Source organism: Pseudomonas spartinae (assembly GCF_965197125.1).
Classification (GTDB): Bacteria; Pseudomonadota; Gammaproteobacteria; order Pseudomonadales; family Pseudomonadaceae; genus Aquipseudomonas; species Aquipseudomonas composti_A.
The window spans coordinates 585928-605120 of the sequence record NZ_CBDAMB010000001.1 but is presented as its reverse complement, the minus strand read 5'-3'; the positions used below and the strand labels follow the sequence as shown (position 1 = coordinate 605120).

Sequence of the window (19193 nt, the reverse complement as noted above, 5' to 3'; positions counted from 1 at the left end):
GAAGCGATGGGGTTGGTTATGCGCATAGGCGCGCTGGTTACCGCTGTTGGGGTGTTGTTGGCGGCCCTGGCTGCCGAGGCGTTCGCTGCCTCCGATGTGCGTGGCGTACGCCTGTGGCGTGCTCCTGACAATACCCGCCTGGTCTTCGACCTGTCCGGTCCTGTGCAGCACAGCGTATTCACCCTGAGTGCGCCGGATCGCATCGTTATCGACGTCAGTGGCGCCAAGTTGGCCACCAATCTCGACCAGCTTTCCCTCGCCAATACTCCGATCACCGGTGTGCGTTCTGCCCAGCGCAGCGCCGATGACCTGCGCGTGGTCATCGACCTTTCTGCGCCGGTGTCACCGAAGAGCTTCACCCTGGCGCCGAATCAGCAGTACGGCCATCGCCTGGTGGTCGATCTGTTCGATCAGGGCAGTGCGCCGCCGGCTACGCAGGTGCCCAGCGTTGCCGCCAGTGCGCCACCCGTGCCGGTCACGCCGACCCAGCCGCCACCGAAGCTGACGCCCGTGCCCAATGGCAAGCGCGATATCGTCGTTGCCATCGATGCCGGCCACGGCGGTGAAGACCCCGGTGCGCTCTCGCCGGTCAAGGGGCAGTACGAAAAGAACGTGACCCTGGCCATCGCCAAGGAGCTGCAGCGGCAGATCAACGCCGAGAAAGGCTTCCGTGGCGAGCTGGTGCGTACCGGTGACTACTTCATCCCGCTGCGCAAGCGCACCGAGATCGCGCGCAAGAAGGGCGCCGATCTGTTCGTGTCCATCCATGCCGATGCCGCGCCGCGTTCGTCAGCCTTCGGTGCGTCGGTCTATGCCCTGTCCGAGCGCGGCGCTACTTCCGAAACCGCGCGCTGGCTGGCCGACGCCGAGAACCAGTCCGACCTGATCGGTGGTGCCGGCAACGTCAGCCTCGACGACAAGGACAAGATGCTTGCCGGCGTGCTACTGGATCTGTCGATGACCGCGTCGCTGTCGTCCAGCCTCAACGTCGGGCAGAAGGTCCTGTCGAACATGGGTGGTATCACACCGCTGCACAAGCGCCGCGTCGAGCAGGCGGGTTTCATGGTGCTGAAATCGCCGGATATTCCTTCGATCCTGGTGGAAACCGGGTTCATATCCAACCCCAATGAAGCGAGAAAGCTGCACACGGCCAGCCATCAGCAGGCGCTGGCGCGCTCCATCACGTCCGGGGTCAAACAGTTCTTCCACGAGAACCCGCCGCCCGGCACCTACGTTGCCTGGCTGCGTGATGAAGGCAAGATTGCCGCCGGCCCGCGAGAGCATGTGGTGGCGCGCGGAGAGAGCCTGGCGCTGATTGCTCAGCGCTACCAGATCAGCCTGGCGTCGCTGCGTGGTGCCAACAAGCTCAAAGGCGACGTGATCAAGGTTGGCCAGACATTGCAGATACCCGCCACAGCGCTGGCGGCCCAGTAGTGAGTGTCATGTCCCGTATTCATTTGCTCAGCCCGCGCCTGGCCAACCAGATCGCCGCGGGTGAGGTGGTCGAGCGTCCGGCTTCGGTCGCCAAGGAACTGCTGGAGAACAGCCTGGACTCAGGTGCCCGGCGTATCGATGTCGAGGTCGAGCAGGGCGGCGTCAAGCTGCTCAAGGTGCGCGACGATGGTGGCGGTATCGCCCCTGACGACCTGCCGCTGGCACTGGCGCGCCACGCGACCAGCAAGATTCGTGCTCTGGAGGACCTCGAAGCCGTGCTCAGCATGGGCTTTCGTGGCGAGGCGCTGGCGTCGATCAGTTCGGTATCGCGCCTGACCCTCACCTCGCGTACCGCCGACGCCGATCAGGCCTGGCAGGTGGAGACCGAAGGGCGCGACATGGAGCCGCGGGTGCAGCCCGCCGCGCATCCGGTGGGCACCTCGGTGGAGGTGCGTGACCTGTTCTTCAATACCCCGGCGCGGCGCAAGTTCTTGCGCGCCGAGAAAACCGAATTCGACCATCTGCAGGAAGTGATCAAGCGTCTGGCGCTGGCGCGTTTCGACGTCGGCTTCCATCTGCGCCACAACGGCAAGACCGTACTCAGCCTGCATGAAGCGAATGACGATATCAGTCGCGCGCGCCGTGTTGCCTCGGTCTGCGGCTCGGCATTCCTCGAGCAGGCGCTGCCGATCGAGATCGAGCGCGGCGGCCTGCGGTTGTGGGGCTGGGTTGGTCTGCCGACCTTCTCTCGCAGTCAGGCGGACCTGCAGTACTTCTACGTCAATGGGCGCATGGTGCGTGACAAGCTGGTTGCCCATGCGGTGCGCCAGGCCTATCGCGACGTGCTGTTCAACGGACGTCATCCGACGTTCGTGCTGTTTCTGGAAATCGATCCGGCGACGGTGGACGTCAACGTCCACCCGACCAAGCACGAAGTGCGTTTCCGTGAAAGTCGCATGGTTCATGACTTTCTCTACGGCACCTTGCATCGCGCTCTGGCCGATGTGCGCCCGGAAGACCAGGTGGCCGCTCCGGCCGCCGTATCGCCCATGCTGCGCCCGAGCGGCCAGGCTGCCGGGGAGTTTGGCCCGCAGGGCGAAATGGGCCTGGCGGCCAGCATTCTTGAAACGCCTGCCGCCAGCGTACAACCGGCCTGGCGGGGCAGCGGCGCCGGATACCAGCAACCAGCAGGTAGCCCGGGTGTATCGACTGGTGAAGCCCAGGCTGCGTATCGCGAATATTTTTCGCCATTGCCGACGGCCCAGGTTCAGCCCATACCGCAGGAGCAGGGCGACATCCCGCCGCTTGGCTATGCGGTGGCGCAGCTCAAAGGCGTCTATATCCTCGCCGAGAATGCCCAGGGCATGGTGGTGGTAGACATGCACGCTGCCCATGAGCGGATTACCTACGAGCGCCTGAAGCATGCCATGGCCAGCGAAGGCCTGCGTGGGCAGCCGTTGCTGGTGCCCGAGTCCATCGCCCTCAGCCAGCGCGAGGCGGATTGCGCCGAAGAGCATGGTGAGTGGTTCCAGCGTCTGGGTTTCGAGTTGCAGCGCCTTGGCGAGGAGTCCTTGGCAATTCGCCAGATTCCGGCGCTGCTCAAGCAGGCCGAGGCCACCCAGTTGGTGCGCGACGTGTTGGCCGATTTGCTGGAGTACGGCACCAGCGACCGTATTCAGGCGCATCTCAACGAGTTGCTGGCGACCATGGCCTGCCACGGCGCGGTGCGCGCCAACCGGCGCCTGACCATTCCCGAGATGAATGCTTTGCTGCGGGACATGGAGCAGACCGAGCGCAGTGGTCAGTGCAATCACGGTCGTCCGACCTGGACGCAACTGAGCATGGATCAGCTCGACAAACTGTTCATGCGCGGCCAGTAATCGAGCTGGTGAGGCCCGGTTTGCAGGGCTTCTTTCTCCCGTCTTGGTGTTTCGAGTCATGCCGATGTCTTCGCTTCCTCCTGCAATCTTTCTGATGGGCCCGACCGCAGCCGGCAAGACCGACCTGGCTCTGGAGCTGGCGCGTGTGCTGCCATGTGACCTGATCAGCGTTGACTCGGCGCTGGTCTACCGCGGTATGGATATCGGCACGGCCAAGCCTGAGAGAGCCGTTCTTGACGAGTTTCCTCATGCCCTGATCGACATTCGCGACCCGGCCGAGAGTTATTCGGCAGCCGAGTTTCGCGCCGATGCCCTGGCTGCTATGGCTGAAAGTACGGCGCGTGGGCGTATTCCGCTGCTGGTTGGCGGCACCATGCTGTACTACAAGGCATTGCTGGAAGGCTTGGCCGACATGCCTAGTGCCGATCCGGCCATTCGCGCCGAGCTGGAGGCGCGGGCGGCGAGCGAGGGGTGGGAAGTGCTGCATCGCGAGTTGGCGTTGGTCGACCCGGAGTCTGCGGCGCGCATCCATCCCAACGACCCGCAGCGTCTGACGCGGGCGCTGGAGGTCTATCGCGTGAGCGGTCTGAGCATGACCGAGCATCGCCGACGACAGGCTGCTGGAAATCCCGATACGGGCACATCGGGTGTCGGACAATTACCCTATACTGTTGCTCAGCTTGCTATCGCGCCGGCGCAGCGTCAGGTTTTGCATGAGCGCATTGCGCAAAGATTTCGGGTGATGCTGGAACAGGGTTTCGTCGAAGAGGTCGAAGCCCTGCGTAGACGAAGTGACTTGCACGCGGGATTGCCGTCTATACGGGCGGTGGGTTATCGCCAGGTATGGGAATACCTTGATGGCGAGCTGTCCCGGGACGAGATGGTCGAGCGCGGCATCATCGCCACTCGGCAATTGGCCAAGCGTCAGTTCACTTGGCTACGTGGTTGGGATGGTTTGGAGTGGCTGGATAGCCTGGCCTGCGACAATCTGTCTCGCGCCTTGAAATACCTGGAAAGCGTCTCCATATTGAAGTGAGACCTTGCCGCTGGCCGTCTATCCTTGGGGGTAGGACGGTCCGAAGCCATTGTTTACTTACTAAAATTATTGAAAATTGATCCTTGAAAGGAGTGCGGCACATGTCAAAAGGGCATTCGCTACAAGACCCTTACCTGAATACCCTGCGTAAGGAACGCGTCCCTGTTTCCATCTATCTGGTCAACGGCATCAAGCTGCAGGGCCAGATCGAGTCCTTCGACCAGTTTGTCATCCTGCTGAAGAACACCGTCAGCCAGATGGTCTACAAACATGCCATTTCCACCGTCGTACCAAGCCGTCCGGTCCGCCTGCCGAGCGCTGGCGATGCCGAGCAGGGCGATGGCGAGCCGGGTAACGCCTAATAGGGGGTTGCATTGTTCTTCGAGCGTCATGAGGGCGGTGAGCGGGCCATCCTGGTTCATCTGGAAGGCCAAGACTCCGAGGCGAGCGAAGATCCCCAGGAGTTCCAAGAATTGGCCATGTCGGCAGGCGCTGACATGGTCGCTTTCTTTCGTGTGCCCAGCAGTCGCCTGACTGCGAAGTTCCTTATCGGCAGCGGCAAGGTCGAGGAGCTGCGCGACCAGGTCAAGGCCATCGATGCCGATCTGGTCATCTTCAATCACACCCTGACACCCAGCCAGGAGCGCAACCTCGAGCGCGCCTTCGAATGCCGCGTGCTCGATCGTACTGGCCTGATCCTCGATATTTTCGCCCAGCGCGCGCGTACCCACGAAGGCAAGCTGCAGGTCGAGCTGGCTCAGCTCGATCACATGAGTACGCGCCTGGTGCGCGGCTGGACTCACCTTGAGCGGCAGAAGGGTGGTATCGGCCTGCGTGGTCCGGGTGAAACCCAGCTGGAAACCGACCGCCGCCTGTTGCGTGTGCGCATTCGCCAGATCAAGCAAAAGCTGGAGAAGGTGCGCAGTCAGCGTGAGCAGGCGCGTCGTGGGCGCAAGCGTGCGGACATTCCTTCGGTTTCGCTGGTGGGTTACACCAACGCCGGCAAGTCCACGCTGTTCAACGCCCTGACGACCTCCGAGGTTTACGCGGCCGACCAACTGTTCGCCACGCTTGATCCGACCCTGCGTCGTCTGGAGCTCGATGACCTCGGTCCGATCGTGCTCGCCGACACCGTGGGCTTCATTCGTCATCTGCCGCACAAGCTGGTCGAGGCCTTCCGCGCTACGCTGGAAGAGTCGAGCAACTCTGACCTGCTGCTCCACGTGATCGATGCCCATGAGCCGGAGCGCATGGCGCAGATCGAGCAGGTTCAGGCGGTGCTCAAGGAGATCGGTGCGAGCGAGCTGCCGATGCTCGAGGTGTACAACAAGCTGGATTTGTTGGAAGGTGTCGAGCCACAGATCCAGCGCGATGGAGATGGTAAGCCGGTTCGCGTCTGGCTTTCGGCCCGCGAAGGGCGTGGTCTGGAGCTGCTGAGACAGGCCGTGGCAGAGCTGCTGGGCGAGGATCTGTTCGTCGCGACCTTGCAGTTGCCGCAACGATTGGGGCGGCTGCGTGCGCAGTTTTTTGCGTTGGGGGCGGTGCAGGGCGAAGAGCATGACGAGCTTGGGCACAGTTTGCTGTCGGTACGTTTGCCGCGAGTCGAGCTCAATCGCCTGGTGAGTCGTGAGGGTTTGGAGCCTCAGGTCTTCATCGAGCAACATACTTTGCAATAAAGCCTGTAGCGGTGGCTTTGCTGTCACCATAGGGCTTTGGGTAGCATTGGCCGGCGCGCCGTGGGCGCGCCTTTGCTTTATCAGTACGGAGAACGCTATGGCTTGGAATGAGCCGGGTGGAAACTCGAACAATCAAGACCCTTGGGGTGGCCGCAAAGGCGGTGGACGCAAGGGCCCGCCGGATCTCGATGAAGCGTTCCGCAAGCTGCAAGAAAGCCTCAACGGCTTGTTCGGTGGCGGCAAGAAGCGTGGTGATGACGATTCCGGGCGCAGTGGCGGCGGCGGTGGCTTCGGTCTGCTGTTCGTGGGCCTCGGCCTGCTGGCGGTAGTCTGGCTATACAGCGCGATCTATGTGGTGGACGAGCAGGAGCAGGCCGTAGTGCTGCGTTTCGGCAAGTACCACGAGACCGTGGGTCCCGGCCTGAACATCTACTTCCCACCGATTGATCGCAAGTTCCAGGAAAACGTGACGCGTGAGCGTGCCTACAGCAAGCAGGGCGCCATGTTGACCGAGGACGAGAACATCATCGAGGTGCCGCTGACTGTGCAGTACCGTGTGAGCAACCTGCAGGACTTCGTGCTCAACGTCGACCAGCCGGAAGTCAGTCTGCAGAATGCGACCGACAGCGCCGTGCGCCACGTCGTGGGTTCCACCGAGATGGATCAGGTGCTGACCGAAGGGCGTGAGTTGATGGCTACCGAGGTGCGTGAGCGCCTGCAGCGTTTCCTCGACAACTACCAGACCGGTATCACCGTCACCCAGGTGAACATCCAGAGCGCTGCGGCGCCGCGTGAAGTTCAGGAAGCCTTCGATGACGTGATCCGTGCCCGTGAAGACGAGCAGCGCGAGAAGAACCAGGCCGAGTCCTACGCCAATGGTGTGATTCCGGAAGCGCGTGGTCAGGCCCAGCGTCTGCTGGAAGAGGCCAACGGTTACCGCGACGAAGTCATCGCTCGCGCCCAGGGTGAGGCTGATCGTTTCACCAAGCTGGTCGCCGAGTACCGCAAGGCGCCGGAGGTGACTCGTGAGCGTCTGTATCTGGACACCATGCAAGAATTGATGAGCAACACCAGCAAGGTTCTGGTCACTGGCGACAAGGGGCAGAACAACCTGCTCTATCTGCCGCTGGACAAGATGATCGACGCCCGTGGCGGCTCCTCGTCTTCCAGTTCTACCAACAGCAGCACTTCGGCAACGCGGGATCCAGCCGTGCCGCTAAGCAGCGATCTGTCGCAGCGTAACCTGCGTACCCGGGAGGGCCGTTGATGAACAACAAGTCCCTGATCGGCCTGATCGTGGCCGTGGTTCTGGCCCTGGTGGCGTGGAACAGCTTCTATATCGTGGCGCAAACCGAACGTGCGGTGCTTTTGCAGTTCGGGCGTGTGGTCAATCCGGACGTGCAGCCGGGTCTGCATGTGAAGATTCCTTACGTGAACCAGGTGCGCATCTTCGATGGTCGTCTGCTGACGCTGGATTCGACTTCATCGCGCTTCCTCACCCTGGAGAAGAAGGCATTGATGGTTGATGCCTATGCCAAGTGGCGAGTGAAGGATGCCGAGCGTTTCTATCAGTCCACCTCTGGTCTGAAGCAAGTGGCTGACGAGCGCCTGGCGCGCCGTCTCGAGGCATCGCTGCGTGACCAGTTCGGTAAGCGCACCCTGCATGAGTCGGTGTCTGGTGAGCGTGATGCACTGATGGCCGATGTGACGGCGTCCCTCAATCGTGCTGCCGAGCGTGAGCTGGGTATCGAGGTGGTGGACGTGCGGGTCAAGACCATCGACCTGCCGCGTGAGGTGAACCGCAGCGTGTTCGAGCGGATGAGCACCGAGCGTGAGCGTGAGGCTCGCGAGCACCGTGCCAAGGGTCGTGAGCTGGCCGAAGGTATCCGTGCCGATGCCGATCGTCAGCGTCGCGTCCTGCTGGCCGAAGCCTATCGTGAAGCTGAAGAGCTGCGCGGTGATGGTGATGCTCAGGCGGCTGCGATCTACTCTCGGGCTTACGGCCAGGATCAGGAGTTCTACTCCTTCTACCGCAGCCTGCGTGCTTACCGTGAAAGCTTCGCGGACAAGCGCGATGTACTGGTACTGGATCCAAGCAGCGACTTCTTCCGCTACCTGGAAAAATCCAAGCCTTGACCGGCAGCCCTGGCGGCGCGATGCGTCGCCAGGGTGACCGCAAGGTAAAACGTGGTATGATGCGGCAGCCGGGAAAATCCCGGCTTTTTTGCGTCTGTGGGAATCATGTGGCAGGAACTTGGCATCGCACTGTGTCTGGTATTGGTGCTGGAAGGCATCCTGCCTTTCCTCTGTCCGCGCCACTGGCGCGGAGCGGTATTGCAGGCGGCTCGTCTGCCCGACCGCCGACTGCGTCTTATGGGGCTGACCAGCATGTTGCTGGGGACTGCCCTTCTATATCTGCTTCACTGAAGGCTTGTGCCGCCCGGATCGAGAGGGGAATGGCGAAATGGCAACGGTAGACCGCTGGCTGCTGCCAGATGGCATCGAAGAAGTACTGCCGCCGGAAGCGGCGCGCATCGAGGCGGCACGCCGCCAGGTGTTGGACCTGTTCCAGCGTTGGGGTTACGAGTTCGTCGTTACCCCCCATATCGAGTACCTGGAATCTCTGTTGACTGGCGCCGGTCAGGATCTTGACCTGCGCACCTTCAAGGTCACCGATCCGCTGTCCGGTCGGCAGATGGGCTTTCGTGCCGACATCACGCCGCAGGTGGCGCGTATCGATGCTCATACCCTGCGCCGCGAAGGTCCGAGCCGTCTGTGCTATGCCGGCAGCGTACTGCACGCCAAGCCGCGTGCGCTGACCACGTCGCGCAGCCCGATCCAGCTCGGCGCCGAGCTCTATGGCGACGCCAGCCCGGCCAGCGATATCGAGGTGATCAGCCTGCTGGTCGAGACCCTTGAGCTGGCGGCGGTGCCGGACGTGCACATGGATCTTGGCCATGTCGGTATCTACCGCGGGCTGGCGCGTGCCGCTGGTCTGTCTGGCGAAGCCGAGCAGCAGCTGTTCGATGCGCTGCAGCGCAAGGCCATGGACGAAATCGAAACCCTGACCACCGCACTGCCGCAAGGGCTGGGCAGCATGCTGCGTTCGCTGGGCGAGCTGTGCGGTGGACGCGAGGTGCTGGATCTGGCCCAGGCCGCGCTGGTCGAAGCGCCGGATGCGGTCCACGCTGCGCTCGACGAGCTGGTGGCCATCGCCGATGCGCTGGAGCTGCGTTATCCGGAGCTGCCGCTGTACTTCGACCTCGGCGAGTTGCGTGGCTACAACTATCACACCGGTGTGGTGTTCGCCGCTTTCGTTCCGGGTGAGGGTGGTGCCATCGCGCAGGGTGGTCGTTACGACGACACGGGTGCGGTATTTGGTCGGGCGCGCCCGGCCACGGGCTTCTCGACCGACCTGAAAACCCTGGTGACCCTGGGTGACATGCGTCTGGACGACACGGTCAGTGGCGTCTGGGCACCGGATAATCATGACCTTTATCTGTGGCAGGCCGTTCGTCGTCTGCGTGGTGAGGGCGAGCGCGTGGTACAGGCGCTGCCCGGACAGAGCGAGGCGGATGCACGCGAAGCGGGCTGTGATCGCCTGCTGGCGCTGCACGATGGACGTTGGCAGGTGACGCCCCTGGCGTCCTGAATTCATTTTCGCCGGCCAGAGCGGCCGGCATCGAAGCTTGCGCGAAGAGGACAAGTTTATGGGTAAGAATGTCGTCGTCCTGGGCACCCAGTGGGGTGATGAGGGCAAGGGCAAGATCGTCGACCTGCTCACCGAGCAGGCTGCCGCGGTCGTGCGTTACCAGGGTGGCCACAATGCCGGCCACACCCTGGTGATCGACGGTGAGAAGACCGTCCTGCACCTGATTCCGTCCGGCATCCTGCGTGAAGGCGTCGAATGCCTGATCGGCAACGGTGTGGTCGTCGCGCCTGACGCGCTGATGCGCGAAATCACCAAGCTGGAAGAGAAGGGCGTTCCGGTGCGTGAGCGCCTGCGCATCAGCCCGGCCTGCCCGCTGATCCTGTCCTATCACGTCGCGCTGGACCAGGCGCGCGAGAAGGCTCGTGGCGACGCCAAGATCGGCACCACCGGTCGCGGTATTGGCCCGGCCTACGAAGACAAGGTGGCCCGTCGCGGTCTGCGCGTGGGTGATCTGTTCCACCGCGAGCGTTTCGCCGCCAAGCTCGGTGAGCTGCTGGACTACCACAACTTCCAGCTGGTCAATTTCTACAAAGAGCCGGCCATCGACTTCCAGAAAACCCTGGACGAGTGCATGGAGTACGCCGAGCTGCTCAAGCCGATGATGGCTGACGTGACGGCCGTGCTGCATGACCTGCGTCGTGAGGGCAAGGACATCATGTTCGAAGGTGCTCAGGGCTCCCTGCTGGACATCGACCACGGTACCTACCCCTACGTCACCAGCTCCAACACCACGGCTGGCGGCATCGCCACTGGCTCCGGTTTCGGCCCGCTGTACCTGGACTACATCCTCGGTATCACCAAGGCCTATACCACCCGTGTCGGCTCTGGCCCGTTCCCGACCGAGCTGTTCGATGACATCGGTGCCTTCCTGGCCAAGCGTGGTCACGAGTTCGGCGCCACCACCGGTCGTGCCCGTCGTTGTGGCTGGTTCGACGCTGTGATTCTGCGTCGTGCCATCGAGATCAACAGCATCTCCGGCCTGTGCCTGACCAAGCTGGACGTGCTCGATGGTCTGGAAACCATCCGCATCTGTACCGGTTACAAGGACGCTGACGGCCAGGTGCTGGTCGATGCGCCGACCGATGCCGACAGCTACATCGGCCTGCAGCCGGTCTATGAGGAAATGCCGGGTTGGAGCGAGTCCACTCTGGGCGCCAAGACCCTGGAAGACCTGCCGGCCGCTGCCCGTGCTTACATCAAGCGTGTGGAGGAGCTGGTTGGCGCGCCGATCGACATCATCTCCACCGGCCCGGATCGCAACGAAACCATCGTGCTGCGTCACCCGTTCGCCTGATCGAGATTGTTCGATCCGCCAAAAGACCGCCTTCGGGCGGTCTTTTTGTATCCGAATAACGGGCATGAAGCTTGCCTGCGTTCAACAAATCGTCAAAGTTGCCGTTATAGCGATCAGGTTCGTTGAGGAGAGCTGTCAGTGTTCGCCATTATTTCGATGTTGCGCAGTCGTCTGTTGCGTCCGGTGTTCATCGCGCTCGGCTTGGCCATGCTGGTGCAGGTGGGGCTGGCCGTGTGGTTGATGCGCGCCTCGGTGAACGACATGGTCGAGGATCTTGCCCAGCGCCTGGGCGGTGAGAGTCTGCGTCTGGGGCAGGAGCTGAACGTTGCGCAACAGGAGATGAGCCAGGGGCTCACGGCGCTTTCGCAGAATACCCGCTCGCGCCTGGCCGAAGGCCTTACGACGCAGCTCAAGGGCGAGCAGGCGCAATTGCGCAGCGTGCTGGAGGGGAGTCTCAAGCAGTCCGGTCAATCGCTCGCGCAGCTGTTGGCCGGGGTCGCGCCCAAGTCCATCTGGGATCTGGATATCCCGGCGTTGACGGCGCTGACGCGTATCGCGCAGCAGGACCCGGCCGTGCTCTTCGCAGTCATCTACGATGCCGATGGCAAACGTCTGACGCGTAATTTCAATCGCAGTAATGCGCAGGTGCGTGAGTTGATCGCCGCCGGTCAGGGCACGTCTCCGCTCGACAAGCTGGTCGACGCCGCCTCGCGTAATCCCAATGTCTATATCGTCGAGGCGGACATCAATCCGATGGGCGCGTCCATCGGCAAGATCCAGATGGGCCTGTCGCTCGATGTGGTCGAGCGTGAGCTGCAGGCGCTCGACGGGCGTTTCAATGCGCTGGTCGACGGTGCCGGCAAGCTGGTCGACAGCAGCCTCTCGGGAGCTTCGGAGGAGACGACGCGAACCCTGCGTGAGCGCCTGCAGTCTGCCGAGCGCTACACCCAGCAAATGGCGCGCAATGGTGGCGAGTCGGTGCGCCAGGCGGCGGATGGGCTGCGTTGGAATATCGCGTTGGGCCTGCTCCTGGTTGGCGCGCTGGCGCTGGTGGTGGTGGCGCTCGTGCTCGGTTGGCGAGTGCTGAGTCGCCTGCGTCTGCTCAGTGATGCGCTCAATGATCTGGCTGCAGGCGAGGGCGATCTGACGCGGCGGGTGGATATTCGTAGTCAGGACGAAGTGGGGGAGATGGCGGGGGCGGTCAATCGCTTCATGGACAAGCTGCAGCCCATCGTGCGTGAGTCCGGTGATGTGGCGCTGCGCACGGGCGAGCAGATCCGTAGCCTCACTCAACGTGGCGCCGCGGCCGAGTCGGCGGCCGGTCGCCAGCGTGACGAGGTGGCTGGCAGCCTGCAGGCTCTGGAGCAAATGGCTGATGAGGCGCAGGCGGAAAGCCAGGCCATGCAGGAGGCATTGCAGCGCGTCGATACCATTCGTGAGGCGGCGCATGAGAATGCGGTGATCGCGCAGCGTCTGTCGTCGCTGATCGAGGGGTTGGTGGCGCGTGTGGCTGATGGCTCGGCAGTAATCGAGCGGCTGGCCAAGCAGAGCGAGCAGATCGAGGTGGTGCTGACGGTGATTCAATCCATCGCCGAGCAGACCAACCTGCTGGCGCTCAATGCGGCCATCGAGGCCGCGCGTGCCGGTGAAAGCGGGCGCGGTTTCGCGGTGGTGGCTGACGAAGTGCGCGCGCTGGCGAGCAAGACGCAGCAGTCCACCGGCGATATCCAGACCCACATCAGCGCCTTGCAGCGCGGCGCGCAGGAGGCGGTCAGCGCAATCGCCCAGGCGGGGGCGCAAGGCAGCGAGGGTTTGCAGGTACTGCGCGACAGTGCGCGTCTGCAGCAGTCTGTGCAGCAGTCGGTGGACGAGGTGCACGGCGCCATCAATGCCGCGACTCAGGCTGCGGCGCATCAGGCAGAAGGGGCGGGGGCGGTGCGCGGTCGCGTCGAGATCATCCATGCCGAAGCGCAGCATGCGGCTGAGGCGGTGGCGGCAATTGCCGGCAATGCGCGCGCGCTGGATGAGTTGGCGGCGCAGCTCAAGGCCAGTCTGGGGCAGTTCAAGGTTTGATCGCTGGAAGAGGCGCCCGGTGCGCCTCGCTGCACTCAGACCAGTGCTTTTCTGCAGGCAATAAAAAACCGAGCCATGAGACTCGGTTTTTTGAATTTTGGTGCCCAGGAGAAGACTCGAACTTCCACGGCCGTTAAGCCACTGATACCTGAAACCAGCGCGTCTACCAATTCCGCCACCTGGGCACTGCAGCAATGTTCGTCGTTACCGACACGGAGCGTTGCATCCGTTATTTGCAAAGTGGGTTATCAATCCACTTCACGAATTTGGTGCCCAGGAGAAGACTCGAACTTCCACGACCGTTAAGTCACTGATACCTGAAACCAGCGCGTCTACCAATTCCGCCACCTGGGCACAGAAACCGATGAATCATCATCTGCTTCGTGTTACAACGTCTGCTCGACGCTGTGGGCGCGAACTATACGGGCGGGCATTTACCTTGTAAACCCCTGACCGCAAAAAAATTATTGTCGGCGGAAAAGCTGCCGCGAATGCCGTTTTCGCGCTTCAATAGGCAGATGGCATACACCTTTATACATAAGCATAGGTAATCCTTCCTACATGGCCGATTGGCAATCCCTCGATCCCGAGGCCGCCCGCGAGGCGGAAAAATACGACAACCCCATTCCCAGCCGCGAACTGATCCTGGCCCATCTGGCCGAGCGTGGTTCGCCTGCAAGCCGCGAGCAACTGGTCGAAGAGTTCGGTCTCAGTACCGACGATCAGCTCGAAGCGCTGCGCCGCCGTCTACGCGCCATGGAGCGCGACGGCCAGCTCATCTATACCCGCCGCGGCACTTATGCACCGGTGGACAAGCTCGACCTCATCTGCGGGCGCATCAGCGGTCACCGCGATGGCTTCGGGTTCCTGGTGCCGGACGATGGCAGTGATGATCTGTTCCTTAGCCCGGCGCAAATGCGCCTGGTGTTCGATCGCGACCGTGCCCTGGTTCGTGTCGCCGGCTTCGATCGCCGTGGCCGTCGCGAAGGCGGCATCGTCGAGGTCATCGAGCGGGCTCACGAGAGCATCGTCGGCCGCTACTACGAAGAGAACGGTATCGGTTTCGTCGTCCCCGACAATCCCAAGATCCAGCAGGAAGTGCTGGTTACCCCGGGGCGCACTGCCGGTGCGCGCATCGGTCAGTTCGTCGAGATCAAGATCACTCACTGGCCCACTCAGCGCTTCCAGCCGCAGGGCGATATCGTCGAGGTGATCGGCAACTACATGGCGCCGGGCATGGAAATCGACGTGGCGCTGCGCAGCTACGACATTCCGCATGTCTGGCCCGAGGCTGTGGTCAAGGAAGCACGCAAGCTCAAGCCCGAGGTGGAAGAGAAGGACAAGGAGAAGCGCGTCGACCTGCGTCACCTGCCTTTCGTCACCATCGACGGTGAAGATGCGCGCGACTTCGACGACGCCGTGTACTGCGAGAAGAACAGCAGCCGCTGGAAGCTGTTCTCCGGTGGCTGGAAGCTCTACGTGGCCATCGCCGACGTATCGCACTACGTCAAGGTCGGGTCGGCACTGGATGCCGAGGCGGTCGAGCGTGGCAACTCGGTGTATTTCCCCGAGCGCGTGGTACCGATGTTGCCGGAAGAGCTGTCCAACGGTCTGTGCTCGCTCAACCCGCATGTCGATCGCCTGGCCATGGTCTGCGAGATGACCATGTCCAAGAGCGGGCAGATGGTCGACTACAAGTTCTACGAGGCGGTGATCCATTCCCATGCGCGTCTGACCTACAACAAGGTCAGCCTGATGCTGGAAGATCCCAAGAGCAGCGAGGGCAAGTCCCTGCGCAGCGAGTACAAGGAAGTCCTGCCGCACCTCAACCAGCTTTATGCGCTGTATCAGGTGCTGGTGGCCGCCCGTCACGAGCGCGGGGCAATCGACTTCGAGACCCAGGAAACCCGTATCGTCTTCGGCACCGACCGCAAGATCGACGAGATCCGCCCGACTCAACGCAACGATGCGCACAAGTTGATCGAGGAGTGCATGCTGGCCGCCAACGTGGCCACTGCGCGCTTCATGCAGGATCACGAGATTCCGTCGCTGTACCGCGTTCATGATGGCCCGCCACCGGAGCGTCTGGAGAAGCTCAAGGCCTTCCTGGGTGAGCTGGGGCTTTCGCTGCAGCGTGGCAAGTCCAAGGACGGTCCATCGCCCAAGGACTACCAGCGCCTGCTGGAAAGCATCCGCGAGCGTCCGGACTATCACCTGATCCAGACCGTGATGCTGCGCTCTCTGAGCCAGGCGGTGTACAGCGCGCAGAACGAAGGGCACTTCGGCCTCAACTACGAGGCCTACACCCACTTCACCTCGCCAATCCGTCGTTACCCTGACCTGCTGGTGCACCGCGCCATTCGCAGCGTGGTTCGCTCCAAGCGTGAAACCAAGCACGTGGAGCGCGCAGGCGCGACGATCATGCCCAAGGCGCGCATCTATCCGTACGACGAGGCAGCCCTGGAGAAACTCGGCGAGCAGTGCTCGATGACCGAGCGCCGTGCCGACGAGGCGACCCGTGACGTGGTCAACTGGCTCAAGTGCGAGTTCATGCAGGACCGCGTCGGCGAGACCTTCGCGGGCGTGATCACTGCGGTGACCGGCTTCGGCATCTTCGTCGAGCTGCGCGACATCTATGTCGAGGGGCTGGTGCACGTGACCGCGCTGCCGGCCGACTACTACCACTTCGATCCGGTTCATCATCGTCTGTCCGGCGAGCGCAGTGGCCGCAGTTTCCGCCTTGGCGACAGTGTCGAAGTCAAGGTCATGCGCGTCGACCTCGACGAGCGCAAGATCGACTTCGAACTGAGCCAGGCCAAGGCCGGCAAGGGCGATGATGCGCGCCGCGGCGGCAAGTCCGGTATGGGCAATACCGATGTGCAGAAAAGTCGCGAAGTGAAGAAGGCGCTGCTCGATAGCGCCAAGAAAGGCGGCAAGGCACCGGCGAAGAAATCGACCAGTCACCGCAAGGGCGCACCAGCGCCCAAGGGCAAGGTCGAGGCAGCTGCTGACAAGCCGGGCAAGCGTAAGGCGAAACGATGAGTCAGTTGGAAAAGGTCTACGGCGTGCATGCCGTGGAGGCGCTGTTGCGCCATCACCCCAAGCGGGTCAAGCAGTTGTGGCTGGCCGAGAGCCGTCAGGCGCCGCGCATCCAGCCCGTGCTCGAGCTGGCTGCGCAGAACCGGGTGCCGGTGGGGCACAAGGAGCGCCAGGAGCTGGACGAGTGGGCCGAAGGCGTACACCAGGGGGTGGTCGCCGAAGTCAGCCCGAGCCAGGTCTGGGGCGAGAACATGCTCGACGAACTGCTCGAGCGCAGCGAAAGCGTCCCCTTGCTGCTGGTGCTCGATGGCGTGACTGACCCGCACAATCTCGGCGCCTGCCTGCGCACTGCCGATGCGGCGGGTGCGCTGGCGGTGATCGTGCCGAAGGACAAGTCCGCCACGCTCAATGCCACCGTGCGCAAGGTGGCATGTGGCGCCGCGGAAGTGATTCCGCTGGTGGCCGTGACCAACCTGGCGCGCACCCTGGAAAAACTGCAGAAGAAAGGCCTCTGGGTGGTCGGTACTGCTGGTGAGGTCGAACAGGAGCTGTACCAGCTCGACATGACCGGCCCGACGGTGCTGGTCATGGGCGCTGAGGGCAAGGGCATGCGTCGCCTCACCCGCGAGCATTGCGATTACCTGGTCAAGCTGCCCATGGGCGGCAGCGTCAGCAGTCTCAACGTTTCGGTCGCTACCGGCGTCTGTCTGTTCGAGGCGGTGCGTCAGCGCCAGGCCAAGCGCCAGGGCTGATTGTTCAAATATTCGCCAATTCGCCTTGCGTGCGGCAGGGGGCTTCTCTAGAATGGCGCCCCTTGCCGTGACGGCAGGCCTTTTCGCGCCTACCGCCTGGCAAGCTCATCACGAGAAAAACCCACTCCTTGCCTGACCACCTTAGTTGGCAGGCTACAACCCGTAAGGAGCATTTATGCGTCATTACGAAATCATCTTTCTGGTTCACCCGGACCAGAGCGAGCAAGTCGGCGGCATGGTCGAGCGTTACACCAAGCTGATCGAAGAAGACGGTGGCAAGATTCACCGCCTGGAAGACTGGGGCCGTCGTCAGCTGGCTTACGCCATCAACAACGTCCACAAAGCCCACTACGTGATGCTCAACGTAGAGTGCACCGGCAAGGCCCTGGCCGAGCTGGAAGACAACTTCCGCTACAACGACGCCGTGATCCGTAACCTGGTCATCCGTCGCGACGAGGCCGTCACTGGCCAGTCCGAGATGCTGAAGGCCGAAGAAAACCGCAGTGAGCGCCGCGAGCGTCGTGAACGTCCTGAAAACGCCGAGTCCAACGACGGCGATGACAGCGACAACAACGACAGCGACAACGCTGACGAGTAATCCACGGATCTATTGAGGAGCCAATCACATGGCACGTTTCTTCCGTCGTCGTAAATTCTGCCGCTTCACCGCTGAAGACGTGAAAGAGATCGATTTCAAAGATCTCAACACCCTGAAAGCCTACATCTCGGAAACCGGCAAGATCGTTCCTAGCCGTATCACCGGTACCAAGGCTCGTTATCAGCGTCAGCTGGCCACCGCTATCAAGCGCGCCCGCTTCCTGGCCCTGCTGCCCTACACCGACAGCCACGGCCGCTGAGATCGGATAGTCGACAAGCGTTAAGGAATAGATCGCATGCGTGCCCTGGCTGAATACATCATGCGCGGCCGTATGCAAGCCACCCTCGTGGTGGTGGGTTCGGCCATTGTGCCGTTGTTTGCCTGGTTAAGCGCTGCTGCAGGTGCCTTGGTGCTACTGCGCAGAGGCTTGAGTGATGCGCTCGGTATCGTCATCTGGGCCATGCTGCCCGCCGCTTACCTCTGCTATCTCGGTGATCCGAGTGTGTTGATGGTAATGCTGGGTACGCTGGCATTGGCGCAGGTGCTGCGTAGCAGTGCTTCCTGGAGCCGAGTTCTGATGGCGTTGGTGCCAGTTGGCGTGGTGTTTGCGCTGGTGGTCAGTGTGGCAATGGTTGAAAACCTTGAGGCAATCGCCGAAGCGTTTCGACAGGCCTTTGCTGAACTGCCCGCGCAATCCGCCGGAGGGCCCAGCAGCGAGCAGCTTCAGAGCATGCAGCAGGCATCGCTGGTACCGCTTCTGGGCGGCTTCATGACGTTCTCGTTGTTGACGATGAGTGTCCTGAGTCTGACCTTGGCGCGTTACTGGCAGGCGTTGTTATACAACCCGGGTGGTTTTGGTGAGGAGTTCCGCCAGATCCGCCTACCGGTGCCGTTTGCACTTGCATTGATCGCAGGTGTGTTTTTGGCGCCGTCATTGCTCGGCGATGCAGGGTGGGCTGTTACCCTGATCTGCATGTTGCCGCTGATGCTGGCTGGTCTGGCGTTGGGGCACGGCCTGATAGCGATGAAGCAGCTGTCGAGCTTTTGGTCGATAGGGTTGTATGTGGCGTTGCTGATGGCCGGGAACCTGATCTGTTTGTTAGTCGTTTTCGACAGTCTGTTTGATTTTCGCGGTCGCCTCGCTCGCAAGAGTGGCTCCGCGGACGGTGAAGGTTAAAAGTTAAGAGGTAAGACCCAAATGGAAGTCATCCTGCTGGAAAAAATCGCCAATCTGGGCAACCTGGGCGACAAAGTGAACGTTAAAGCCGGTTACGGCCGTAACTTCCTGCTGCCGCAAGGCAAGGCCACCGCTGCTACCGCTGAAAACGTAGCTGCGTTCGAAGCCCGTCGCGCCGAGCTGGAAAAACTGGCTGCCGAGAAGAAAGCTTCCGCTGAAACTCGCGCTGCTCAACTGGCTGAGCTGGAAGTCACCATCACCGCCACCGCTGGCGATGAAGGCAAGCTGTTCGGTTCGATCGGTACCCACGACATCGCTGACGCCCTGACCGCCTCTGGCGTTGAAGTGGCCAAGGCCGAAGTTCGTCTGCCCAACGGTACTATCCGTCTGGTCGGCGAATACGACGTAGCTGTGCACCTGCACACCGACGTCGAAGCTACCGTCAAGGTAATTGTGGTCGCCGCCTAAGAGCCCGCCCATGATCTGCCGCGCGTCCGCCGTGCTGCGTTGAAAGCTGGTTCG

At 62.1% G+C, this 19193-nt stretch carries 17 protein-coding genes, 2 tRNA genes and 1 pseudogene; 18 read left to right on the top strand and 2 right to left on the bottom strand.

What is annotated here, in order from left to right; translation table 11 throughout:
- Nucleotides 1-6 precede the first annotated feature (6 nt).
- From ACN8M7_RS02800 to ACN8M7_RS02745, 12 genes and pseudogenes are all read left to right on the top strand, one after another.
- Complete coding sequence (locus tag ACN8M7_RS02800; protein WP_490259694.1) at nucleotides 7-1434, top strand: N-acetylmuramoyl-L-alanine amidase; 1428 nt, start codon at nucleotides 7-9, stop codon at nucleotides 1432-1434.
- Nucleotides 1434-3314: a DNA mismatch repair endonuclease MutL gene (mutL, locus tag ACN8M7_RS02795; protein ID WP_490259693.1), complete on the top strand. Its 1881-nt coding sequence runs from the start codon at nucleotides 1434-1436 to the stop codon at nucleotides 3312-3314. The genes ACN8M7_RS02800 and mutL overlap by 1 nt, the downstream gene beginning before the upstream one ends.
- Nucleotides 3315-3378: 64 nt before the next feature.
- The gene (miaA, locus tag ACN8M7_RS02790) at nucleotides 3379-4350 is read left to right on the top strand and encodes a tRNA (adenosine(37)-N6)-dimethylallyltransferase MiaA (RefSeq protein ID WP_061237442.1); all 972 of its coding nucleotides are present in this window, start codon (nucleotides 3379-3381) and stop codon (nucleotides 4348-4350) included.
- A 101-nt stretch (nucleotides 4351-4451) separates the two neighbouring features.
- On the top strand, nucleotides 4452-4712 hold the full coding sequence (gene hfq, locus ACN8M7_RS02785) for an RNA chaperone Hfq (protein WP_061237443.1): 261 nt from the start codon (nucleotides 4452-4454) through the stop codon (nucleotides 4710-4712).
- A gap of 12 nt (nucleotides 4713-4724) precedes the next feature.
- Nucleotides 4725-6026, top strand: a complete 1302-nt coding sequence (gene hflX / locus ACN8M7_RS02780; RefSeq protein ID WP_061237444.1) for a ribosome rescue GTPase HflX — start codon at nucleotides 4725-4727, stop codon at nucleotides 6024-6026.
- 97 nt (nucleotides 6027-6123) lie between these two features.
- Nucleotides 6124-7293, top strand: a complete 1170-nt coding sequence (gene hflK / locus ACN8M7_RS02775) for an FtsH protease activity modulator HflK (protein ID WP_061237445.1) — start codon at nucleotides 6124-6126, stop codon at nucleotides 7291-7293.
- Nucleotides 7293-8162 (top strand): protease modulator HflC, encoded by an 870-nt coding sequence (gene hflC, locus ACN8M7_RS02770; protein WP_061237446.1) that lies wholly within the window; start codon nucleotides 7293-7295, stop codon nucleotides 8160-8162. Before hflK ends, hflC begins: the two co-directional genes overlap by 1 nt.
- Nucleotides 8163-8267: 105 nt before the next feature.
- The gene (locus ACN8M7_RS02765; protein WP_061237447.1) at nucleotides 8268-8453 is read left to right on the top strand and encodes a DUF2065 domain-containing protein; all 186 of its coding nucleotides are present in this window, start codon (nucleotides 8268-8270) and stop codon (nucleotides 8451-8453) included.
- Between the two features lie 37 nt (nucleotides 8454-8490).
- Complete coding sequence (locus ACN8M7_RS02760; protein ID WP_490259692.1) at nucleotides 8491-9678, top strand: ATP phosphoribosyltransferase regulatory subunit; 1188 nt, start codon at nucleotides 8491-8493, stop codon at nucleotides 9676-9678.
- Nucleotides 9679-9736: 58 nt separating this feature from the next.
- On the top strand, nucleotides 9737-11032 hold the full coding sequence (locus tag ACN8M7_RS02755; protein WP_061237449.1) for an adenylosuccinate synthase: 1296 nt from the start codon (nucleotides 9737-9739) through the stop codon (nucleotides 11030-11032).
- A gap of 156 nt (nucleotides 11033-11188) precedes the next feature.
- A pseudogene (locus tag ACN8M7_RS02750) lies at nucleotides 11189-12247 on the top strand (HAMP domain-containing protein); the annotation flags it as partial.
- Nucleotides 12221-13105, top strand: coding sequence for a methyl-accepting chemotaxis protein (locus ACN8M7_RS02745; RefSeq protein WP_490259825.1), 885 nt, complete (start codon nucleotides 12221-12223; stop codon nucleotides 13103-13105). The pseudogene ACN8M7_RS02750 and the gene ACN8M7_RS02745, both read left to right, overlap by 27 nt.
- 98 nt (nucleotides 13106-13203) lie before the next feature.
- Here ACN8M7_RS02745 and ACN8M7_RS02740 read toward each other — a convergent pair.
- Both ACN8M7_RS02740 and ACN8M7_RS02735 read right to left on the bottom strand, forming a co-directional pair.
- A tRNA-Leu gene (locus tag ACN8M7_RS02740) sits at nucleotides 13204-13290 on the bottom strand.
- An 82-nt stretch (nucleotides 13291-13372) separates the two neighbouring features.
- A tRNA-Leu gene (locus tag ACN8M7_RS02735) sits at nucleotides 13373-13459 on the bottom strand.
- A gap of 207 nt (nucleotides 13460-13666) precedes the next feature.
- Here ACN8M7_RS02735 and rnr point away from each other — a divergent pair.
- The 6 genes from rnr to rplI all read left to right on the top strand — a co-directional run bounded on the left by rnr (nucleotide 13667) and on the right by rplI (nucleotide 19139).
- The gene (gene rnr, locus ACN8M7_RS02730; RefSeq protein ID WP_490259691.1) at nucleotides 13667-16147 is read left to right on the top strand and encodes a ribonuclease R; all 2481 of its coding nucleotides are present in this window, start codon (nucleotides 13667-13669) and stop codon (nucleotides 16145-16147) included.
- Complete coding sequence (gene rlmB / locus ACN8M7_RS02725; protein ID WP_490259690.1) at nucleotides 16144-16896, top strand: 23S rRNA (guanosine(2251)-2'-O)-methyltransferase RlmB; 753 nt, start codon at nucleotides 16144-16146, stop codon at nucleotides 16894-16896. Before rnr ends, rlmB begins: the two co-directional genes overlap by 4 nt.
- A 175-nt stretch (nucleotides 16897-17071) precedes the next feature.
- A complete protein-coding gene (gene rpsF, locus ACN8M7_RS02720; protein ID WP_061237453.1) occupies nucleotides 17072-17494 on the top strand; it encodes a 30S ribosomal protein S6 in 423 nt (140 codons plus the stop codon).
- Nucleotides 17495-17522: 28 nt separating this feature from the next.
- Nucleotides 17523-17753, top strand: a complete 231-nt coding sequence (gene rpsR, locus ACN8M7_RS02715) for a 30S ribosomal protein S18 (protein WP_003246847.1) — start codon at nucleotides 17523-17525, stop codon at nucleotides 17751-17753.
- Between the two features lie 36 nt (nucleotides 17754-17789).
- Entirely contained in the window at nucleotides 17790-18671 is an 882-nt protein-coding gene (locus tag ACN8M7_RS02710) for a YybS family protein (protein ID WP_490259689.1), read from the top strand.
- 21 nt (nucleotides 18672-18692) lie between these two features.
- The gene (rplI, locus tag ACN8M7_RS02705; RefSeq protein ID WP_061237455.1) at nucleotides 18693-19139 is read left to right on the top strand and encodes a 50S ribosomal protein L9; all 447 of its coding nucleotides are present in this window, start codon (nucleotides 18693-18695) and stop codon (nucleotides 19137-19139) included.
- Nucleotides 19140-19193: the final 54 nt, after the last annotated feature.